This is a genomic window from Amycolatopsis tucumanensis, from assembly GCF_021654135.1.
Lineage (GTDB): Bacteria > Actinomycetota > Actinomycetes > Mycobacteriales > Pseudonocardiaceae > Amycolatopsis_E > Amycolatopsis_E tucumanensis.
In genome coordinates this window covers 123038-140460 of record NZ_JAKGSD010000006.1, presented here as the reverse complement: position 1 = coordinate 140460, position 17423 = coordinate 123038, and the positions used below count along the sequence as shown (strand labels likewise).

Sequence of the window (17423 nt, the reverse complement as noted above, 5' to 3'; positions counted from 1 at the left end):
GGCGAGAACGTAGGGGGTTCCTGGCGATGACCGGTGAGAAGCCGACCGACCGGCTCACGGAGGTGCCGCCGCCGGCACCGATCCAGGTGGGCGGCAACGGCAGTCCTGGCGGGTACCAGTTCTCCCCGGACGAGGTGCGCGGCGTGATCAGCAAGTGGAAAGAGCTGCGCGACGACCTCCAGACGGACCTGGCGAACGCGCAGGCGGTCGCGCGCGTCGCGCCCCCCGGCAAGGAGTTCGCCAGCGGCGACTTCATCAACAAGGCGGCCAAGGCCTCCGGCGAGACCCTCCTGCTCCAGCACCAGCGGATGGTCGACTACGTCCAGAACTACATCGCGGCGCTGGAGAAGGCCGCGGGCATCGTCGAAGAGCAAGAGGCCGAGACGCACCAGTCGGTGGGCCGGTACCGGGAAGTCTGAGCATGATCCGCACGTGCCTGGCGGGCGCCACCGTGGCTGCCGCCGCACTCCTCACCGCCTGCTCGTCGAGCGGTGGCACCGCCGCCGCACCGAGCACGGCCCCGTCGATCGACCCGTCGCTGCGGGTGCCGGCCCCGCTGGCCGCCGACGCGCTGACCGGCAACCCGTGCGCGGGCCTGTCGGACGGTCAGGCGAGCGCCATCGGGCTCGCCACCCCGGGCGAGGTCATCCCGGGCCAGACCGGTTCGCGGTGCCAGTGGCAGTCGGCCGCGCACGACGCCAACAAGATCTTCATTTCGCCGCTCGCGGTGCAGGAGAACGGCCTGACCGGGGTGTACGCCACCAGGGGAGCGTCGAAGTACTTCGAGCCGACGACCATCGCCGGCTACCCGGCCGTGTACGCGGACAACGCCGACCTCCGGCCGAACGGCTCGTGCGCGCTGTGGGTCGGGGTCACCGACCAGCTGGCGGTCGGGGTCACGTCGAGCATCCTCGTCGGGCCCAACGCCACGAATCCTTGTCCCATCGTCGAAGAGGTCGCCGTCGCGATGGTTCAGCACCTGAAGGGGGACGCGTGATGCAGATTCGGCAGCAGGAGGGGTGGAGCCATGGTTGACGACTACACGGTCGGGCGCGTCGCCACGGGCGCGGCCGTCGGCGCGGCGGTCGGATCGGTCGTCCCGGGTGTCGGCACGGCGGTCGGCGCCGGGGTCGGCGCGGTCGTCGGCGGTCTCGTCGGCCTGATGAGCACGCCCGAGGCGGAGCACCACGAGGCCAACATCGCGGGCCGCACCATCGACGCGCGGCAGATCTGGGAGCAGATCAGCCCTGGCAACGCGACCTCGCTGGTCACGGGCGCCAACGCGGCGAACAGCCTGAAGAGCGTGCACGAGGAGCGCGGGCGGCTCATCCAGCAGATCAACGACCTGATGGACAACGCCTGGAAGGGCATGGCCTCCGGTCAGGCGCAGGCCGGCGCGCACCCGCTGGGCATCTGGCTGCAGGACTCGGCCACGAACCTCGGCAAGAGCCACACCTACCTCAACGACCAGGCCGCGGCCTTCGACACCGTGAAGTCCAAGGTGCAGGAGGTGCCGGCGCAGCCGCCGGACGGCAACTTCCTGGACGGCATCAACCCGATGTCGGACGTCGACGAGCAGATCGAGCAGTACAACCAGCGCGGCAAGGCGAACGTCGACGCGTTCAACGCCTACTACCAGGCCAGCATGAACAACGCGGGCGGGATGCCGCAGTACACGGCGTGGCAGGGCAACGTCTTCTCCGGCGGCGGCGTCCCGGGCGGGGTGCCCGGCGGGGTCGGCGGCGCCGGCAACATGCCCAGCGCGTCGGGCATGCCCGGCGACTTCAAGCCGGCCAGCACCGGTGACCTTCCGCAGTTCAACTCGACCAACCCGTCGGCCACCGTGCCGAAGACCCCGACCCCCGCCGGCTTCACGCCGGGCACCGGTTCGGGTGGGTACAACCCGGCCTTCGACGGGACCACGGCGGCGGGCTACACGCCGTCCTCCACCAGCGGGTTCGGTCCCGGTGGCGGCGCCGGAGCCGGCCTCGGCGGTGGCGCTGGTGCGGGTGGCGGTGGCGTCGGCGCCTCCGGGTTCGGCGCCGGGTTCGGGCCGGGAGCCGGGATCGGCACGGGCGCGACCGCGGGCACGGGTGCCGGGCCCGGCGGCGCGGGCGCCGGTGGCGCGGGCGGGCGATCCGGCCGTGGCGCGGGCCGCGCGGGCATGGCCGGGGCGCCGGGCATGGGCGGACGCGGCGGTCACGGCAACGGCGAGGAAGACGAAGAGCACGAGAACAAGTACATGGTGGGTGACGATCCGAACGAGCTGTTCGGTACCGACGAGCTGACGGCTCCGCCCGTCATCGGCGAATGAGGCCCGGGACCATGCCGGTGAACCGGCCGCTGACGATCACCACCCCGACGCTGCTCAACCTGCTGCAGCGCCGGGGTGCGGAACCGCACAACACGCTGTCGCCCACCCCGACCTGGTACGACGAGACCGCCCAGCGGATCGTCGATCAGCAGGTCAACGCTGTGCTGACACACCACGGCCTGATGGGGCCGCGGGGCATGGACCGCGAGTTCGCCGCGATGATCGAGTCGATCGCGCGACCCGGTGTGGAGTTCTACGGCTGGTTCGAGGGCTCGTTCCCGGACGACGCGCCGCAGAACTTCGCGGTGCTCGCGGGCAGCGGCCCCGGTGGCGGGTTCGTCCTCGCCCGGCACATCAAGGAAGACGTCGTGGTGATGCGGCCGCAGCGTCCGGACCAGCTGCTCCCGGCGTTCCTGGACCAGATCCCCCGGGTGCCGCCGGGTGGCAGCAGCCCGATCGTGGCGCCGAAGAGCGAGGTCTACGGCGGTGGCCGCCGCTCGTCCGGGGAGGACGTGTCGATCATGCGCGGCGGCGGCCGGACGGTGGCCGACCCTGGCAAGGAGATCAAGCGCATCCTCGAGGCGCCGCGGGTCGCGGCCGGCAGTCTGTACGCCGCCGCCCGCACCCGGGCCGGCACGCGCAAGCGGTGCGACCGCGCGCTGAACTTCATCGACACGGCCGAGGGCCGCTGGCTGATGGAGGAGCGGCCGGGCACCGGCGAGTCGTTGATCGTGCTGACTCCCGGCACCCCGCAAGCGATCGGTGAACGACTACACAACGCGATTCGATCTCTGGGCTGATCGGCCCGCCGGACCCCCCACTCGGACGAGTGGGGGGTCTTCTACTGTGCGTAGGCTCATCCACAGGTCGAGGCCTGCACTCGGCCGCGACACGCCGAAGATCGGCTTCCCGGCGACACGCCGAAGTTTTTTCACCAGAGTTCTCCACAGGTTACCCACAGGGTTTGACCTGCGGTTTTCCTGACGGTCCCCGGAGTTGCCCCCAGCTTGTCCACAGGGTGCGGCGTGCCTGTGACTGGTTGACCCCGCTCCTCCACAGGCTGTCCACAGAGCGGTCCCCAAGCAGGTTTGCACTGGTCCGTCCGAGCGATCTACGGTGCCCGCCGGAGTAGTAGCACTGGGTGCCCGCGGGACACGGTTCCCGCGGGTGCGCCGGTCCCACACTCCGGCCGGGGATCCGGCATAATCGAACTGGTGTTCGCTGTCTGGGAGGTATCCGCGCGGTGGCGCTGACTGACGACCGTGGTCCGGCCTATCCGTCCGATCCCGGGCCCGAGGACCCTGGGCCGCGGTACGGCGAGTTCGACCGTCAGCCGCCGCAGGACATCCCGGCCGAGCAGTCCGTGCTCGGCGGCATGCTGCTGTCCAAGGACGCCATCGCCGACGTCGTCGAGGTGCTCTCGCCCAACGACTTCTACCTGCCCAAGCACCAGGCGGTCTACGACTGCGTCCTCGACCTCTACGCGCGCGGCGAGCCCGCCGACCCGATCACCGTGTCCGCCGAGCTGGAACGCCGTGGGGAACTGGCCCGCGTCGGCGGCGCGCCCTACCTGCACACCCTGATCGCGACCGTGCCGACCGCCGCCAACGCCGGCTACTACGCGCAGATCGTCGCGGAGAAGGCCGTGCTGCGCCGCCTGGTCGAGGCGGGCACGCGGATCGTGCAGTACGGCTACGGCGCGGCGAACGACGGCGGCGACATCGACGAGGTCGTGGACCGCGCGCAGGCCGCGATCTACGACGTCACCGAGCGGCGCACCAGCGAGGACTACGTGGCGCTGGAGGAACTGCTCCAGCCGACCATGGACGAGATCGACGCGATCGCCTCCCGCGGCGGGGTGTCGCAGGGTGTGCCGACCGGCTTCGCCGACCTCGACGAGGTGACCAACGGCCTGCACCCCGGCCAGATGGTCATCGTCGCCGCGCGTCCCGGTGTCGGCAAGTCGACACTGGGCCTGGACTTCGCGCGGTCGTGCTCCATCAAGCACGGCATGACCAGCGTCATCTTCTCCCTGGAGATGAGCCGCATCGAGATCGTCATGCGCATGCTCTCCGCGGAGGCCCGGATCCGGCTCGCCGACATGCGCAGCGGCCGCATGTCCGACGACGACTGGACCCGGCTGGCGCGGCGGATGAGCGAGATCAGCGAGGCGCCGCTGTTCATCGACGACTCGCCGAACATGACGATGATGGAGATCCGCGCCAAGGCGCGGCGGCTCAAGCAGCGCAACGACCTCAAGCTCGTGGTCCTGGACTACATGCAGCTGATGACGTCGGGCAAGCGCGTCGAGTCGCGGCAGCAGGAGGTCTCGGAGTTCTCCCGTCAGCTCAAGCTGCTGGCCAAGGAGCTCGAGGTGCCGGTGATCGCGATCAGCCAGCTGAACCGCGGTCCGGAACAACGCACCGACAAGCGCCCGATGCTGTCCGACCTGCGTGAGTCCGGCTCGCTGGAGCAGGACGCCGACATGGTCATCCTGATCAACCGGCCGGACGCGTGGGAGCGGGACGACCCGCGCGCGGGCGAGGCCGACCTGATCCTGGCGAAGCACCGCGCCGGCCCGACCAGCACGATCGTCGTCGCGCACCAGCTGCACTACAGCCGGTTCGCCGACCTGGCCCAGAGTTGACCGGCCCGGAGTCGGCCAGCACCACGCTCCGGCGCTTCACCGCGCGCGACGGAGCCGAGCTGGCCTACCGGGAGACCGGTTCGGGGCGCCCGTTGGTGCTGATCCACGGCTACTTCTCCACGTCGCAGGTCAACTGGATCAGCTACGGCCACGCCGCGCACCTCGCCGGGCTCGGGTTCCGGGTGATCACCCCGGACCTGCGTGGCCACGGCGAAAGCGCGAAGCCGCACGACCCGGGCGCCTACCCGCCGGACGTGCTCGCCGACGACGCGTTCGACCTGGTCGAGCACCTCGGGCTGACCGACTACGACCTGGGCGGCTACTCGCTGGGCGGCCGGACGACCATCCGCATGCTGGTGCGCGGAGCCCGCCCGCGCCGGGCGGTCGTCGCCGGGATGGGGCTGCACGGCATCGAGCACACCAGCGGCGGCAACGCGCACTTCCGCAAGGTCCTCACCGGCCTGGGCACCTTCGAGCGCGGCACTGCGGAGTGGCGGGCGGAGGCGTTCTTCAAGCAGATCGGCGGCGACCGCGACGCGCTGCTGCACGTCCTGGACACCTCGGTCGACACGCCCCGCGCGGACCTGGCACGCCTCGACACGCCGACGCTGGTCGTCGCCGGCACCGAGGACCCGCACAACAAGACCGCGCCGGACCTCGCGGCAGCCCTGCCGCACGGGCGGTACGTGAGCGTGCCGGGCAACCACCTCAGCGCGGTCGCGCAACCCGAACTCGGCCACGCGATCGGCGAGTTCCTCACCTCATAGGCCGAGCAGCTCGGGCCGGGCCGCGAGCGCGCGCCAGTAGTCGCCGGGCTGCTCGACCAGTCGCCGCCGGGTCAGGTCGAGCAGTCCGGACACGCTCGTCACCTCGGCCACCAGCACGCCGTCCGGGTCGTGGAACTCCTGCGCCACCCGCGAGATCTTGCCGGGGCCCCAGGCGAAGTCCGTGGTCACCGTGATCGTCGCGCGGGCCCGCAGCTCGCGGCGGAACCGGATCGTGGTCTCCAGGTTGACCGGCCCGAGGTCCTTCTCCCGCAGCCGGTCCGGGTCGATCCCGGCCGCCCACAGGCACTCCCACCGGGCGTGGTCGGCGTAGGCGAGGTAGGCCGGGCCGCGGACGTGCCCGTTGAGGTCGAGGTCGTCAGTGCGCACCGCGATCGTCAGCCGGAAGCTCATGGCCACGATCCTGCGGCCGGGCGGACCCCGAAGTCTGGAACGTTTCGGCCAGCCGCCGGCCGCGCACCAGCTCGGCGGGCGAGGAGCCGGTGAGCCGTCGGGTCTCCCGGCCGAGGTGGGACTGGTCGGCGTAACCGTGCTCGGCGGCGGCCGCGGCCAGTGCGGTCGCCGGCGTCAACCCGGCCAGGAAGGCCTGCAACCGCAACACGCGCTGGAGTCGTTTCGGCGACATGCCGACCTCGTGGGTGAACCGGCGGCGCAGCACGCGCTCACTCGTCCCGGTGCTGGTCGCCAACGCGGGCACCCGGGCCCCGGACAGCAGGGAGACCGCCGCGGACACCACCGGATCCGGCTCCGCCGCACGCCCGCCGACCAGGTCTTCCAACACCGCAAGCGCTTGCGCCGGGGTGGTGCAGCCGGCGAACCGGTCCTCGCTGGCCTCCGGCCACAGCTCCCGCAGCGGCGTCGCGCCCGGGGGCAGGTCCGCGATCGAGGTCCCGAGCAGCGATCCGGCCACACCGCAGCGCAACCGCAGACCGGCCGACCACGACGAGCGCAGCGGAACACGCAGGGCAACGTCCCGCGTCACGACCGCCGAGAGCTCGCGCCCGTCCCACACCAGATCGACGCACCCGTCGGGCAACACGCGGATGTCCCGGACCCAGCCCGGCCTCCCCGCCCAAGCGGCGGCGACCACCGGCCGCAGGCCCGGGTGTGGTGCGCGAGAGCGGTACACCGAGGGACCCGCGCGGTGGTGCAGTGGAACGCTCACGGCCTCACCCTCCCGTCGCGGCACGGATGCGGTCGGCGAGTTCGCGGGACCGCTTGACGAGTTCCGGCGGACCTTCGATGGTGTACGGCACGCCGACCATCGGCAAGGTCACCGCCAGCCACTCCCACGAGTCCACGGGTGTGACGAACCGGCAGCTGTGCTCGTCGAGCGCCTCGAGCGTGCCGGCTTCGGCCATCAGCCGCTCCGACACGACGGAGACCGGCGCGTCGAACCGGACGACCCCGCGGTGCCTGCTGAGCGGGAAGTTCGCGCTGGACTGCACGAAGCTCACCGGGTCCGGCGGCAGCGGGCGCGGGGTGAACGTCGTGCCGGACACGGTCACGTCGGTGATCCGGTCGATCCGGAAGGTCCGCCAGTCGCGGCGGTCGATGTCCCAGGCCAGCAGGTACCACCGCTTGCCCAGCAGCACCTGGCGGTACGGCTCGGCCCGGCGTTCGCTCCGTTCCCCGGCGCGCGTCGTGTACCCGAACCGCACGTCCTGGTGGGCGTGCGCGGCGGTGGCCAGCAGCTGGAGCACGCGCAGGTCGAGCAGGCCCACCGCCCGGGAGACCGCCTCGGTCGAAGCCAGCACCGCCGCGACCCGGTACCGCAACCGCGACGGCAGCACCTGCTCCAGCTTCCGCAGCGCACCGTCGGCAGCGCCCGTGGCGCCGTCCACCTGCGCCAGCGCCGCGAACCGCAGCCCGACGACCGTGGCCACGGCCTCCTCGTCGGTGAGCAGCAGCGGGGGCATCGCGCGGCCGGCGGCGAGCTGGTAGCGGCCGCCGGGCCCGGACACGACGACACCGGGAAGCCCAGCTCGCGCAGCCGTTCGACGTCCCGGCGCAGGGTGCGCGGCGAGACACCCAGCCGCTCGGTCAGATCAGCGCCACTCCAGGTGCGGCCGGTCTGCAGCAACGACAGCAGCTCCAGCATCCGCGCGCTCGGTCCGTGCACGGATCGATGGTCGCAGGAATCGCGGCCAGGGTGTGGCCGCGATCGTTCCTAGCGTCGACGGCATGACTGAACTCCGGGTCGTTGGCGCCCGCGAGCACAACCTCCGGGACCTCACCGTCGCGCTGCCGAAGGACGCGTTCACCGTGGTCACCGGGGTGTCCGGGTCGGGCAAGTCGTCGCTGGTCTTCGACACGATCGCGGCCGAGTCCCAGCGGCAGCTCAACGAAACGTTCACCACCTTCGTGCGCAACCGGCTGCCCCGCTACGGCCAGCCCGACGTGGACGCGATCGAGAACCTGCCCGCCGCGATCGTGGTGGACCAGAAACGCCTCGGTGGCGGGCCACGTTCGACGGTCGGCACGGTCACCGACATCTATTCGCTGATGCGGTTGCTCTGGTCGCGCGCCGGCCGGCCGTTCGCCGGGTACTCGAACGCGTTCTCCTTCAACGACCCCCAGGGGATGTGCCCGCACTGCACCGGGCTGGGCACCGCGCGGACGATCGTCGTCGACGAACTCATCGACCGCGGCCGCTCGCTCAACGAGGGCGCGATCCGGTTCCCCACGTTCCAGCCCGGCGGTTGGATGTGGCGCACCTTCGCCGACTCCGGCCTGTTCGACCTGGACAAACCGCTCGCCGAGTACACGCCCGCGGAGTGGGACGCGTTCCTGCACGGCGTGCCGGACGCACCGTCCGCGAACTACGAAGGGCTGCTGCCGCGGTTCGAACGCATCTGGCTGCCGAAGGACGCCGACTCGCTGAAGGGTCGCACCCGTGAGGCCTTCGAGCGGGTCGTCATCCAGGAGACGTGCCCGAAGTGCCACGGCGCGCGGCTGTCGCCGGAGGCGCTGGCGTCCAAAGTGGACGGACGGTCGATCGCCGAGTGCGCCGCGATGGAGGCCGAGGACCTGCTGGCCTTCGCGCGGACGCTGACCGAACCGGAGCCGGTGGTCGCCGCGCTGGTCGCGCAGTTGCGGCGGCTCGTGTCGATCGGCCTCGGCTACCTCACGATGGACCGCCCGACCTCGACCCTGTCCGGCGGCGAGTCGCAGCGTGTGAAGATGGTGCGCCACCTGGGCAGCAGCCTCACCGGCATGCTCTACGTGTTCGACGAGCCGAGCGTCGGGCTGCACCCGGACGACGTGACCCAGCTGGTCGCGCTGCTGAAGAGCCTGCGGGACAAGGGGAACACCGTCCTGGTGGTCGAGCACGACCCGGACGTGATCGCCGCGGCCGACCACGTCATCGACCTCGGACCCGGCGCCGGGCAGGACGGTGGCCGGGTGGTCTACCAGGGCGGGGTCGCCGGGCTGGCGGACACGCCGACCGGCCACCACCTGCGGCACCGCCCGCGGATCAAGGAGAACCCGCGACCGGCTGAGCGGTTCCTGGAGATCCGCGGCGCCACGCGGCACAACCTGCGTGGGGTCGACGCGGACATCCCACTGGGTGTGCTGACGGTCGTCACCGGCGTGGCCGGGTCCGGCAAGAGCACGCTGGTGCACGGGTTCGTCCCGGACGCGGTGTCGGTCGACCAGAGCCCGATCCGCGGATCGCGCCGGTCGAGCCCGGCGACCTTCACCGGGATGCTCGACGGCATCCGGCAGCGGTTCGCCGCCGCGAACGGGGTCAGCGCCTCGCTGTTCAGCGCCAACTCGGAGGGGGCCTGCCCGCGCTGCAACGGCCTCGGCGTGATCTACACCGACCTGGCCTTCCTCGACCCGATGGTCACGACGTGCGAGGAATGCCAGGGACGCCGGTTCGTCGAGGACGTCCTGCGCCACACCTACCGCGGTCACACGATCAGCGAGGTGCTCGACCTGTCCGCGCGGGACGCGCGGAGCGTGTTCCCCGACGAGCCGGTGCTGGACCGGCTCGTCGACGTCGGCCTCGGGTACCTGTCGCTCGGGCAGCCCCTGAACACGCTGTCCGGCGGGGAACGCCAGCGCCTGAAGCTCGCCGTCGAACTTTCCCGTCCCGGCCGGACCTACGTTTTCGACGAACCCACCACCGGGCTGCACCCCTCCGACGTCGCCGGCCTGGTCGAGCTGTTCGAGCGGCTGGTGGCGGCCGGCTCGACCGTCGTGGTCATCGAGCACAACCTCGACGTGATCGCCAGGGCGGACTGGGTGGTCGACCTGGGTCCCGGAGCGGGCAGGCACGGCGGGCGGGTGCTGTTCCAGGGACCACCCGCGGAGCTGGCCCGTCAGCCGGGGTCGAAGACCGGGCGGCACCTGGCCCGGCTGTCAGGGAACGACTAACCCGGCGCGGCGCAGCGCCTCTTCCACCCGCAGCCGCTCGATGTCGCGCTCCACGCCCTCGGGCAGCGAGTCCAGCCAGTGCTGCAGGCCGAGTGCCGTGCAGGCCTGGACCAGCAGCGCGTCGTAGGCCTGGTGCGTCGCGCGGCGGCGCAGCATCGGCGCGTCCGGGGCGAGGTCTTCGAGGCAGCGGTGCACGCGGCGCAGGTCCGCCGCGAGGCGTTCGATGGGCAGGCCGGTCGGCGCCGGTTCGCGGCGGCGACGGAGGGCGGCGGCCACCGCGGGCGCCTTGCTCGCGAGCCAGAACAGCAACGGCGGCGTGGCACATACGACCAGGTAGATCGCCACGTTCACCGCCATGGCTCAGGATAGGCGCGCGCCGTCCGGGTAGGGCCACTCTGTACCGGTTCCGCCTCCGGGAATACTGCGCGCCCCCAGCGCGTCGGGTAGCTTAGTAGTTGAACTTTCAAACATGGAGGCTGCGATGAGTGCGACTCCCGTGCTCTACCTGAGCCATGGCGCGCCGCCGCTCGCCGATGACGCCCGGTGGACCCGTCAGCTGGCCGACTGGTCGGCGAACCTGCCCAAGCCCAAGGCGATCCTCGTCGTCTCGGCGCACTGGGAGGAGGCGCCGGTCACCGTCGGCGCGACCACGACGGTTCCGCTGGTCTACGACTTCTGGGGCTTCCCCGAGCACTACTACACCGTGAAATACCCGGCTCCCGGCGCGCCCGAGCTGGCCGCGAAGGTGCGGAAACTGCTGTCCGGCCCCGGCACCGAGGTGCACGAGGCCCCCGACCGCGGCCTCGACCACGGCGCCTACGTGCCGCTCGTCGAGATGTACCCGGACGCGGACGTGCCGGTGCTGCAGATGTCCATGCCGACCCTGGACCCGCACAAGCTGTTCGAGCTGGGCCGCAAGCTGAAGCCGCTGCGGGACGAAGGCGTGCTGATCATCGGCAGCGGGTTCTTCACGCACAACCTCTCCGCGATGGGCGTCGGCGTTGACGGCAACCCGCCGCAGTGGTCCACCGAGTTCGACCAGTGGGGCGCGGAAACGTTGCGCGCCAACGACATCGACGCGCTGCTCGACTTCCGCCACAAGGCGCCTGCCGCGACGCTCGCGCACCCGCGCATCGAGCATTTCGCGCCGTTGTTCGTCAGCCTCGGCGCCGGCTCCGAGGACGCCAGGCCGGAAACGGTCATCGACGGCTACTGGTACGGCCTCGCGAAACGGTCCGTGCAGATCGGTTGAGAAAAGGAAAACGGGCCCGGAAGCACCACCGGGCCCGTTTTCACTTCGTCAGGGCGTCAGCCCTTGATGTTGATTCCCTTGCCGCCGACCAGGTCGTTGACCTGCTGGAAGACGGCGGTCGGCTGGGAGTCCAGCTGCGCGATGGCCGGGAGGTCACCGGCGGGCAGGACACCCTCGACGCTCGCGGGCAGGTCCGCCAGGTCCGCACCCGGCAGCTCGACCGGCAGCGTGTTGACCTGCGGCAGCGCGGAGCGCTCCGAGCGGGCCGGCAGCGCCGGCAGCTTCGGCAGGGCGGTGGCGCCCATCTCCGGCATCGTGATCGGCAGCTCGATCTGCGGCTCCTTGCCGGCGACCGAGATGTCCGTCGCGTTGCTGACCGTCGTGCTGGTGACCGCGATCAGGCCCAGCGGGATGTCGTAGACCTGCGCGACGACGCCGACCGGCACCTGCTTGCTGATCCCGGACAGCGCCTTGGCCGGGCCGGACGTGGTGTCCGTACCGCCCACGGTCCCGGTGGTGGTGTTGTCGGCCACCGCGTGCGCGACCCCGCCCACGGACAGGGCGTTGCCGAACACCTGCGCCACAGCCGCGGCCGGGACGTCGAAGATGTCGCCGGACAGCGCGCCACCCTCGCCCGAAGTGGTGATGTCGCCACCCGAGTTGGCCTCGGTGTCGTTGACGCCGGTCGCGTGCGCGACACCGACCAGGCTCGCGGCGTTGCCGAACACCTGGGCCACCGGCAGCGCCTGCGCCGCGAGCACGTTGCCCGCGATCGAGCCACCCTCGCCGTTGGTCTCGGCGTCGCCACCCGCGGTCGAGACGACGTCGTTGGACGCGTCGCCCTTGACCACGCCGCCCCACACCGCGGCGTCACCGAAGACGGTGGCCACGGCGCCGACCGGCGCCTCGACGATGTTGCCCGCGACGGAGCCGCCCTCGCCGGTGGTGTTCAGGTCGCCGCCCGCGGTCGAGTCGGTCACGTTCTCCGACTCGCCGAAGCCGTTGCCGATCCACGCGGCGCCGAGGCCGTGCACCTGCGCCGGGAGCGAAACCGGCACCGCGGCGAGGTTGCCTGCCGCGAAGCCGCCCTTGCCCGTCGCCTTGCCGTCGCCACCCGCGGTCGAGGTGGTGTCGGTCGTGGCCGCGCCGGCGCCCTGGCCGATCCACGCGCCGCCGATGCCGAACACCTGGACCGGGGCCGACACCGGAACCTGGACCAGGTTCGCGGAGGCCGCGGCGTTGTCGTCCTGGGTGTTGCCGTCGCCACCGGAGGTCACGGTCTTGGTCTCGGAAGCCTCCCCGGCCCCCTGACCGATCCACGAGCCGCCGACGCCGAACACCTCGGCGGGCACGGCAACCGGGACCTGCACGGCGTTGCCGGAGCCGGCCGAGTCGTTGCCCAGCGTCCCGGTGTAGCCACCGGCCTTGACGTCCTTCGTCTCGGTCGCGCTGCCCGAGGCGTTGCCGATCCACGAGCCGCCGACACCGAAGACCTCGACGGTGCCCGCCGGTGGGGCCGACACGCTGTTGCCGCCGAGGAAGCTGCCGTTGCCGGAGGTGAAGGTGTCCGAACCGGCCTGCGCCTCGGTCTCGTTGTCGCAGCCGTTGGCGTGCGCGTTGCCGATCCAGGTGCCGCCGACGCAGAACGCCTCGACGGGCAGGGCGACGGGCGCGTCCGCGATGTTGCCGGAACCGGCCGCGTTCTCACCGCTGGTGCTGGTGGTGCCACCCGAGGTGGCCTCGCTGCCGAGGTCCACGCCACCGGACTGGCGGTCCGCGCCGCCGCCGACGAGCGAGTTGCCGATCCAGGCCGCGGCGTTGCCCGCGACGGTCGCCGGCACCGCGGGCTGCGGCTGCGCGACGTTGCCCGCCAGGAACGAGTCGTCACCGTCGGTCTGGATGTAGCTCGGGCCACGCGGGCCGTCGGCGGTGTCGCCGGCCTCGGCCTCGGCGTCGTACGAGCCGGCCGGGACGTCGGCGTCGCCACCCCAGGAGATGGCGTTGCCCGACACCTTGGCGGGCAGGGCCACGGGGACGCCCGCGACGTTGCCGGTGCCGGCGCCCTTCGAGCCGTGCGTCTCGATCGAGCCGCCGGACTCCGCCTCGCTGGAGCCTTCGAAGTCGGTCTCGGCGTGGCCGAGGAACCAGCCCAGCGCGTTGCCCGACACCTGCAGCGGGGTCGCGCCCTGCGGGGCGATGACGTTGCCGGACAGGCCGCCGTTGGTGCCGTCGGTGACGATGTCACCGGTGGTCGACGCCTCCTGGGTCGCGCTGCCCGAGGTGTGGCCGCTGCCGACCAGGCCGAGCGCGTTGCCCGAGATCTGGACGGGCAGGGCCCAGTCCAGCGCGACGACGTTGCCGGCGAGACCGCCGTGCGAACCGTCGGTGTTGATGTCCGAGTTGTGCTCGTAGGTCTGCGTGGCGTCCGACTCGACGGACGCGTCACCCAGCACACCGAGCGCGTTGCCGCTGATCAGGATCGGCAGCGCGGCGTTCAGCGAGACCTTGTTGCCGTGGAACGGGTCACCGTTGTCCTGAACGGACGGAGCGGCGTCCTGCGCGACCGTGGCGCGCTGGGCACCCGGGTTCGTGGCCTGGCCCACGCGCTGCGCCGCACCGGTGGCGGCGTCGGTGGCCTTGGCGATCACGCCGTTGGCGGCGCCCATCGCCGGGGCGGCGGGCTTGAGGGCGCCGGTCTTGGTGACCGGGGCAGCGGCCTTGTTGGCGGCGTCGGTGATCAGCTTGGTGCTGATCTCCTTGTGGACCTCAGGCAGGTTGACCTGCTTGCCCAGGGTGCCCAGGGCGTTGTCCTGGATGTCGACCGGCACGCTCAGGTTGACGTCCAGCGGACCGGCCGGACTGTCCGGGTTCACGTTCTCGTCGGCAGATGCGATGCCGGTACCCAGCATCAGCAAGCCACCCGTGACCAGCGCGGTTTGGATTCCGCGCTTTGCCCAGGTCTGCATCGAGGGTTTCTCCTTTTCTTCGGGTTCCCTTGCGGGGCTTGAGGGTCGGTGCGCTAACGGAGCACCGGGGTTCGCGGGCACGGGTGAGTGCGCCCGCGAGGGCTGAAAAAGCGGGGTGCTCTGGTTGCGCGCGCGACACCGGCCCGAAGAAGGGGCACGGCGAACAGGGCGGCGCTTCGAGCTACCCCGCGCGGAAATCAGTCAGGAGTGACACCGGGCTGCTCGCCCGGCTGAACCGGCGTGTGCCGGGAAACGATGCGGACGGCACTGCGGTCGTCCACACCACGCACGGCCGGGCCGCCGGCGGGAACGCCGAACAGCAGGCCGTCGATGTGGCCACCGGTGACAGCGCCACCGGGGGCGAACGGAACACCCGCGGGCGCGAGCGGCCCGCGCAGCGGCGAGTACGGGAACTGGTCCCGGTGCTCGCCCTCGGAACGGTCGGCGGCGCGGTCGTGGCGACCGGCCTTGGCCGCCTGGCCGTGCGTGCTGTCCGGAAGCGCGTTGGCGACCGGACCCATCACGGCGTCGGCGACCGGAGCGGGCAGGACCTCGGCCGCGGGGAGCGCGGCAGGCTGTCCGTCGTCGCCGGAGCCGTCCAGGCCCGGCAGCTTGATCAGGCTTCCGCCAGCGGGGCGCAGGATGTTCCACACCTTGTCGCCGAAGTCCTTGACCGCGGGCGGTGGGGTCAGCGCCTGGCCGATGACCTGCGGCGCGTCCTGCGGCTTGCGGCTGATGTGCTCGGCCGTGCCGAGGGTGCGCTCGACCGGGCGCAGCACCGCGTCGCGCGTGAACGAGTGGACCGTCTGGCGCAGGTCCGCCGCGGCCTCCTCGCCGCGGGCGGGGTCCGCCGGAGCGCCGGCCATGCCGTACTTCAGCACGGTCGCCGTGGCGTTGCCGACCAGGTCGGAGGCGCCCCAGGTGAGGTCGTCGGTCGCGGTGACCACGCGGTCGGTGACCGGGGTCGGCTCGTCACCGCTCGTGCGCGTGTCGGCGGGAGCGGGGGCGATCTGGGTGGCGGAGGCGGTGGCGTCGCCGAGCAGCCAGGCGGCCGCTGTGCCGAGTGCGGCACCGGCGATCACGAGCAGGGCGCGGACGAGCCAGCGCACGGCGGGTGCCGTACCCCGTCCCATGGCCGCGTTCGCCTGCAACACCGTTCTCCTGTCGAAAAAGTTGATCGCGGTTTCCCCGCCGGACCGTGTCCGAAACGTATTCGCATCGATGCGGTAACCGCTTGCGCTGTCGAGATAACCAAACCCCGGGCGACCCTCGCACCTTCGACACGACTTGATCGCACGATCGTGTGAAGAACACTGGGTGTGGTCGGGCCTTACGCGAGGTGACCGGGCGCCGGTGCGCCCAGGATGCCAGAGATCCTGGGCGCACCAAGGGAAATCAGCCCAGCGCGCCCTGCACGATGGACGGGATCGCGCCCGCCCAGGCAGAGCTGACGAGGCCGGCGGCACCGGCACCGGCGAGCGCGCCGGACTCGTTCCAAGCGTTGACGTAATCCGCACCCGTCGGGTGCGACGGCACGACCACCGGAGCGGTCAGCTCGTCGGCCGACGCCGTGCCGGCGAAGGCGAACGCGCCGAGGGCGATGGCGAAAGCGGCGGCGCCGCGGATCAGGGTCTTGCGCATGACGTGCACTCCTTTGTTTGTGAGTTCGTGGGTGAAAGCGCTATCCGAGGGCGCCCTGGACGATGGACGGGATCGCGCCCGCCCACGCCGAGCTGACGAGGCCGGCGGCACCGGCACCGGCGAGCGCGCCGGACTCGTTCCAAGCGTTGACGTAATCCGCACCCGTCGGGTGCGACGGCACGACCACCGGAGCGGTCAACCCGCTGTCGTCACGGACGCCGACGGCCCCGGCCGCCCCCTGCACGATCGACGGGATCGCGCCGGCCCACGCCGAGCTGACCAGCCCCGCGGCGCCCGCGCCGAAGCAGGCCCCGGACTGGTTCCACGCGTTGACGTAGTCGGCGCCGGTCGGTTGCGACGGCACCTGCGCTGGGCAGGTCACGCCGGACGGTTCCGAACCGGTCGCCGCCGACGCCGTTCCCCCGGCGGCACCCATCGCGAGCAGGCCGGCCCCCACCAGCACCGCCGCCGCCGTCGTCTTGCGGAATTTGCTGAACATCGTCAGTGCACTCCTCTTCATTCGGCCGGAAGTTCCACGCACTCCCGTCGCAAATGACGTTAAACGTCGAATGGAAGAATTCACCAGATCGACTACCCAGAAGTGTGAAGAAAGCGTTTCTGGGCAGCACAAAAAGCCGCTCCACTGCTGGTCAGAGTGGCTGAAAATGGACACAACGGAGAACAGTTGGAAACGTCTCGGCGAATTCCGCCGGAAATCAGTCGGGGGAGACCTGCGGGCAGTCCGCCCGGATGAATTCAGGGAGAACGGGACGGAACCGGTCGGCCATTCCGGCGGGCACCGGCGGTGGCGCCGGACGTGGCGGGCACGCCCCGGCCGTGTCCGTCGGGTGCACCGGAGCCGTGCAGACGCCGTTCGCGGGCGGTGCCGGAGCCGCCGGTTCCGGCGCTTCCTCCCTCGGCTCCGACGGCCGCGGACCGTCCGGCACCGCGTCTGGTGCCGGTTCCGGGAGCCGGACCGGCGTGACGACGCGCTCGACCGCGCGTGGCGCGGGTGGCGTGATGCGCGCCGGGACCGGTCGCGGCTCCGGTTGCCGCGGCTTCGCCGTGGCTCGGCGTTCCGGCGCGGCCGGTGGCGGGACGCTCGCCCGGGTCGTGCTCGCGGTGCCGGTCGCGCGCGCCGGTTCCCGGAACACCGGCGCGGTGCCGGTCAGGTCGGCGACGATCCGGTCGGTCCGCAGCGGTGGCACGATCACCTCGGTCACCTGCCGCACGACCTCGTGCACCGGCTCGGTCGTCGTGCCGACGAGGTCGATCAACGGGGCCAGCGGCTCCGGCCGCTCCTCGGCAGCCGACGCCGACGAGGCGAGGAGCCAGGACACCAGCGTGATCGCGAACGCCCCGGCGATGCCGAGCAGCACGCGCACCGGGGTGGTCCCGGCCGTGGTCCGTCGCGCCATGGAGAAGTTTCCACTCC

At 71.8% G+C, this 17423-nt stretch carries 17 protein-coding genes and 1 pseudogene; 8 read left to right on the top strand and 10 right to left on the bottom strand.

The features are described 5' to 3' along the window. The first annotated feature begins 26 nt into the window (after nt 1-26). The 6 genes from L2C96_RS09370 to L2C96_RS09345 all read left to right on the top strand — a co-directional run bounded on the left by L2C96_RS09370 (nt 27) and on the right by L2C96_RS09345 (nt 5728). Complete coding sequence (locus tag L2C96_RS09370) at nt 27-419, top strand: hypothetical protein (RefSeq protein WP_020423409.1); 393 nt, start codon at nt 27-29, stop codon at nt 417-419. 2 nt (nt 420-421) lie between these two features. Continuing rightward, nucleotides 422-997, top strand: coding sequence for a DUF3558 domain-containing protein (locus L2C96_RS09365; RefSeq protein WP_237335864.1), 576 nt, complete (start codon nt 422-424; stop codon nt 995-997). A 30-nt stretch (nt 998-1027) separates the two neighbouring features. Beyond that, the gene (locus L2C96_RS09360) at nt 1028-2314 is read left to right on the top strand and encodes a glycine zipper domain-containing protein (RefSeq protein ID WP_237335863.1); all 1287 of its coding nucleotides are present in this window, start codon (nt 1028-1030) and stop codon (nt 2312-2314) included. Between the two features lie 11 nt (nt 2315-2325). Then, entirely contained in the window at nt 2326-3114 is a 789-nt protein-coding gene (locus L2C96_RS09355) for an ESX secretion-associated protein EspG (protein ID WP_020416182.1), read from the top strand. Nucleotides 3115-3557: 443 nt separating this feature from the next. Further along, nucleotides 3558-4961, top strand: a complete 1404-nt coding sequence (gene dnaB, locus L2C96_RS09350; protein WP_017985894.1) for a replicative DNA helicase — start codon at nt 3558-3560, stop codon at nt 4959-4961. Then, nucleotides 4958-5728 carry an alpha/beta fold hydrolase gene (locus L2C96_RS09345; RefSeq protein WP_237335862.1) on the top strand — a complete coding sequence of 257 codons (771 nt, stop codon included), beginning with the start codon at nt 4958-4960 and terminating at the stop codon, nt 5726-5728. Before dnaB ends, L2C96_RS09345 begins: the two co-directional genes overlap by 4 nt. On the opposite strand, the gene L2C96_RS09340 is transcribed toward L2C96_RS09345, so the two are convergent. From L2C96_RS09340 to L2C96_RS09325, 4 genes and pseudogenes are all read right to left on the bottom strand, one after another. Further along, entirely contained in the window at nt 5723-6139 is a 417-nt protein-coding gene (locus tag L2C96_RS09340; RefSeq protein WP_237335861.1) for an acyl-CoA thioesterase, read from the bottom strand. The genes L2C96_RS09345 and L2C96_RS09340 overlap by 6 nt on opposite strands. Further along, a complete protein-coding gene (locus L2C96_RS09335) occupies nt 6105-6911 on the bottom strand; it encodes a helix-turn-helix domain-containing protein (protein WP_237335860.1) in 807 nt (268 codons plus the stop codon). Before L2C96_RS09335 ends, L2C96_RS09340 begins: the two co-directional genes overlap by 35 nt. A gap of 4 nt (nt 6912-6915) precedes the next feature. Further along, on the bottom strand, nt 6916-7710 hold the full coding sequence (locus tag L2C96_RS09330; RefSeq protein ID WP_237335859.1) for a helix-turn-helix transcriptional regulator: 795 nt from the start codon (nt 7708-7710) through the stop codon (nt 6916-6918). Nucleotides 7711-7760: 50 nt separating this feature from the next. Then, a pseudogene (locus L2C96_RS09325) lies at nt 7761-7847 on the bottom strand (hypothetical protein); the annotation flags it as partial. Nucleotides 7848-7930: 83 nt separating this feature from the next. Between L2C96_RS09325 and L2C96_RS09320 the strand changes: the two are divergent. Next, a complete protein-coding gene (locus tag L2C96_RS09320; protein WP_237335858.1) occupies nt 7931-10129 on the top strand; it encodes an excinuclease ABC subunit UvrA in 2199 nt (732 codons plus the stop codon). On the opposite strand, the gene L2C96_RS09315 is transcribed toward L2C96_RS09320, so the two are convergent. Beyond that, on the bottom strand, nt 10115-10486 hold the full coding sequence (locus L2C96_RS09315; RefSeq protein ID WP_237335857.1) for a hypothetical protein: 372 nt from the start codon (nt 10484-10486) through the stop codon (nt 10115-10117). The genes L2C96_RS09320 and L2C96_RS09315 overlap by 15 nt on opposite strands. Nucleotides 10487-10610: 124 nt before the next feature. On the opposite strand from L2C96_RS09315, the gene L2C96_RS09310 reads away from it, so the two are divergent. Further along, nucleotides 10611-11381, top strand: a complete 771-nt coding sequence (locus L2C96_RS09310; protein ID WP_027935570.1) for a dioxygenase family protein — start codon at nt 10611-10613, stop codon at nt 11379-11381. Nucleotides 11382-11437: 56 nt separating this feature from the next. Here the strand turns inward: L2C96_RS09310 and L2C96_RS09305 are convergent, their stop codons facing one another. The 5 genes from L2C96_RS09305 to L2C96_RS09285 form a co-directional block, all read right to left on the bottom strand. Beyond that, on the bottom strand, nt 11438-14347 hold the full coding sequence (locus L2C96_RS09305; RefSeq protein ID WP_237335856.1) for a hypothetical protein: 2910 nt from the start codon (nt 14345-14347) through the stop codon (nt 11438-11440). Nucleotides 14348-14544: 197 nt separating this feature from the next. Then, nucleotides 14545-15456: a hypothetical protein gene (locus L2C96_RS09300; RefSeq protein ID WP_237335855.1), complete on the bottom strand. Its 912-nt coding sequence runs from the start codon at nt 15454-15456 to the stop codon at nt 14545-14547. Nucleotides 15457-15742: 286 nt separating this feature from the next. Continuing rightward, nucleotides 15743-15988: a hypothetical protein gene (locus L2C96_RS09295; RefSeq protein ID WP_020416192.1), complete on the bottom strand. Its 246-nt coding sequence runs from the start codon at nt 15986-15988 to the stop codon at nt 15743-15745. A 40-nt stretch (nt 15989-16028) separates the two neighbouring features. Further along, a complete protein-coding gene (locus L2C96_RS09290; protein WP_237335854.1) occupies nt 16029-16487 on the bottom strand; it encodes a hypothetical protein in 459 nt (152 codons plus the stop codon). A gap of 217 nt (nt 16488-16704) precedes the next feature. Beyond that, nucleotides 16705-17406, bottom strand: a complete 702-nt coding sequence (locus L2C96_RS09285) for a hypothetical protein (RefSeq protein WP_237335853.1) — start codon at nt 17404-17406, stop codon at nt 16705-16707. Between the last annotated feature and the right edge of the window lie 17 nt (nt 17407-17423).

Excerpts from the sequence above, each read along its gene's own strand:
- L2C96_RS09370 (WP_020423409.1), top strand. The coding sequence starts at position 27 with ATGACCGGTGAGAAGCCGACCGACCGGCTCACGGAGGTGCCGCCGCCG.
- L2C96_RS09365 (WP_237335864.1), top strand. The coding sequence starts at position 422 with ATGATCCGCACGTGCCTGGCGGGCGCCACCGTGGCTGCCGCCGCACTC.
- L2C96_RS09360 (WP_237335863.1), top strand. The coding sequence starts at position 1,028 with ATGGTTGACGACTACACGGTCGGGCGCGTCGCCACGGGCGCGGCCGTC.
- L2C96_RS09355 (WP_020416182.1), top strand. The coding sequence starts at position 2,326 with ATGCCGGTGAACCGGCCGCTGACGATCACCACCCCGACGCTGCTCAAC.
- L2C96_RS09340 (WP_237335861.1), bottom strand. The coding sequence starts at position 6,139 with ATGAGCTTCCGGCTGACGATCGCGGTGCGCACTGACGACCTCGACCTC.
- L2C96_RS09320 (WP_237335858.1), top strand. The coding sequence starts at position 7,931 with ATGACTGAACTCCGGGTCGTTGGCGCCCGCGAGCACAACCTCCGGGAC.
- L2C96_RS09315 (WP_237335857.1), bottom strand. The coding sequence starts at position 10,486 with ATGGCGGTGAACGTGGCGATCTACCTGGTCGTATGTGCCACGCCGCCG.
- L2C96_RS09310 (WP_027935570.1), top strand. The coding sequence starts at position 10,611 with ATGAGTGCGACTCCCGTGCTCTACCTGAGCCATGGCGCGCCGCCGCTC.
- L2C96_RS09305 (WP_237335856.1), bottom strand. The coding sequence starts at position 14,347 with ATGCAGACCTGGGCAAAGCGCGGAATCCAAACCGCGCTGGTCACGGGT.
- L2C96_RS09295 (WP_020416192.1), bottom strand. The coding sequence starts at position 15,988 with ATGCGCAAGACCCTGATCCGCGGCGCCGCCGCTTTCGCCATCGCCCTC.
- L2C96_RS09290 (WP_237335854.1), bottom strand. The coding sequence starts at position 16,487 with ATGTTCAGCAAATTCCGCAAGACGACGGCGGCGGCGGTGCTGGTGGGG.
- L2C96_RS09285 (WP_237335853.1), bottom strand. The coding sequence starts at position 17,406 with ATGGCGCGACGGACCACGGCCGGGACCACCCCGGTGCGCGTGCTGCTC.